This is a genomic window from Mycobacterium sp. (assembly GCF_036488105.1).
Lineage (GTDB): Bacteria > Actinomycetota > Actinomycetes > Mycobacteriales > Mycobacteriaceae > Mycobacterium.
Window position 1 is genome coordinate 1 of sequence record NZ_DASXHW010000539.1, and the last position, 2,518, is coordinate 2,518.

Annotated in this window: 1 protein-coding gene; it reads left to right on the forward strand. The window is 62.5% G+C overall.

The annotated features are described in order from the left end of the window. The first annotated feature begins 1,591 nt into the window (after positions 1-1,591). Positions 1,592-2,506, forward strand: a complete 915-nt coding sequence (locus tag VGH54_RS28465) for a hypothetical protein (RefSeq protein ID WP_331515506.1) — start codon at positions 1,592-1,594, stop codon at positions 2,504-2,506. The last annotated feature ends 12 nt before the right edge of the window (positions 2,507-2,518 follow it).

A 2,518-nucleotide genomic window follows, 5' to 3' on the forward strand; every position in this document is an offset into this window, starting at 1 on the left:
CAAGCCTGGGTGGACATTCCGCCGCCAGTACAGGCTCCAAGCTGTCAACGCAATCACAAGCGATAGCAAATGACAAATTTGCAGTCAAATGGACATAAATCATGTCAACGACAACGCCCATAAAACATATATTAGTTAGCAGTAACTAATATACGAAAAGTCTACGAAATATTAAATTATTTCCTAATTCTGCCGGCAGATCACGTTACTTCACGTGAAGGTCGCGGCGCGTAAGTCGCGGCAAGTGTGACGTGACGTGACAAACTACCACGTCAAAACTTCCACTATGCCACCGAGGAAACTCCCGCAGTGGACTTACAAGAAGCCACCGGACAAGGCGCCCGCGCCTAACGACGCGAGCGGGCAACGCACAGTTGCCCAGGGCCCCGCCGGTCCCACGACAACAACGCCATCAGTGCAAGCTGATAGGCGCCCACCACCAGAGCCAGTAGTGCAAACTACTGGCAATACTTCGACGATGCCGGTAGGTCAAACTACTGGCAACGTCCCAGCGATGAAGGCAACTTCATCAACAACAAAGAAGAAGCCCAAGTCGAAAGGCAAGGGCAAACGACGCGCCACGTCGGATGAGCCTTACGACCCCGACGGCGATGCTTGGTGGCCCGATTACTCGGAGGACGTCACGTATGACGACGAATTCACCACCCTCACCCACGACGACGCGCTCATAGCGCAACTGATCACTGCAGCGGTGCTCCCTGAGAGCGACGCCGCGGAGACGGCGCAGAGCAGCGTCGACGCAACCACCACCACCGCCAGCGCCCCACCCACCAGCCTTCTCCAACCCCCTCAGCGCGACGACACGTCGTCCAGCGCGTCATCACGAGGCTCGAAACGCCCTCGCAACGATTCACCACCACCGCGACGGAAACACCGCCGCGAATCACATCGCGGACGATCGGGTCTCGCACACCCACATTCTCCCGTCCGCCCATACCGCCAACCCCCACCACGATCGCGCTCGCCACCCAACGAACGCCTTCGGCAACCCCCACCACGATCGCGCTCGCCACCCAACGAACGCATTCGGCAACTGGAGCGCGAGCTCCAGGTAGCCCAAGACCGCCTCGCGAGCGAATACCGCGCAGGCATAGCAGAAGGCCGCGCACTCGGCTTCGAGGACGCCGTGCGCGCCGCCGGCTACGTCCAGCGGTTCAAAGGACCGCCCACCATCCACGAGCCACCACGTGGCCGCGACCACTCACCACGGTCGTACGGAGAGTACGACCGCGACAACACATTCGGCCGCGACATGCGCCAGGCCATGGACGAAAGCCGCCGGACGTCGCGGTACGGCCAATCGTACAGCGACAACGACAACGTCGCAGGCCCGTCGCGAGCATCACCCTCCCGCCAGCGGTCGCCACAACCGCGACGTCGCGACGAATCGCCACCACGACGTCGACAGACGCCGCCGCGCCGACGGCCCTCACCACCGCCACGGCGACGATCGCCGGAACGACGACGCCCCACGTCGCCGCCACCACAAACCCGGGCTGCACAAGCCCCGAAAACCGAGGCGGCCGCGCCAACGGCACCACGTCGCCTCGAACTCGTCGTTCGAGCGCCGATGTCGTCAGACTGGACGGATTCACAATCCGTCCAGTTCCCGAACGCCGCCACCATCCCTCTCCCGCTCGAGCGCTCAGCCGCTCGCGATAAACGAGATGTCACAATCTCGTGCGTGAACGTGCCGCTAAAGGCGGAGGACGCGACGTCCTACCTCGAGCTCTGGTCCACATTCGCCATGGGCCTAACCATGCCAGACGCATTCACGCGTCTATTCCAGGCTCGAGGACGCGACCTCGACGTCACCAACATGCGGCGCGCGGGCATGGGATACATACTCGTGCGACGCATCGCAGTCGCGAATGAGGGCTACCTGTCGAAGTACGCCCTCCGCGCATTCCTCATCGTACTGGCCGCCTACCAGCGCTTCCGACCACTCGTCACGGGCCTGTGGGCAGCCATGCTCAGCGGCACGCCACAGCGGCCACTCGACAACTGGGCTGAAGCACGTCGCTTCGCCCAACACGAATCAAGCCGAAGCCCGAACTTCGGCATCACCTTCAACCCCCCGGCGAGCGAAAGTGAGCCGTGGTCTATACGCACGCAATGGCGCGAGGACGACTTCATGCGCCTGCTCGTCGCGATACGACCATCCGAGACGTCGCTGGTACACATCCTGTACTACGCGGACGCCTTCGTACGCTCCCGCCCCGCCAATGCTCCCTCTGCCGGCTGCACGCTGACCGGCTATACGCGCGACGACATGTTCAGCGCACCGTTCATCTCGGCGTCGCGTCAAAACGACGCATTCGTCACCGCCCCCGCCTCATCCGCCCCTGGACCCTCGTCAATGAGCGGTCCAACACCGATGGACGTCGACAACGACGTCAACAAGACACCGACCGCGCGTCGCACAACGCACGCGCGTTCATCGGCATCGCCCCCGCCCCCATCACCTCCACCATCATCAAAATGACACGGCAACCGC

Bases quoted from the DNA above. Each gene is read 5' to 3' on its own strand.
- VGH54_RS28465 (WP_331515506.1), top strand. From the start codon at position 1,592: ATGTCGTCAGACTGGACGGATTCACAATCCGTCCAGTTCCCGAACGCC.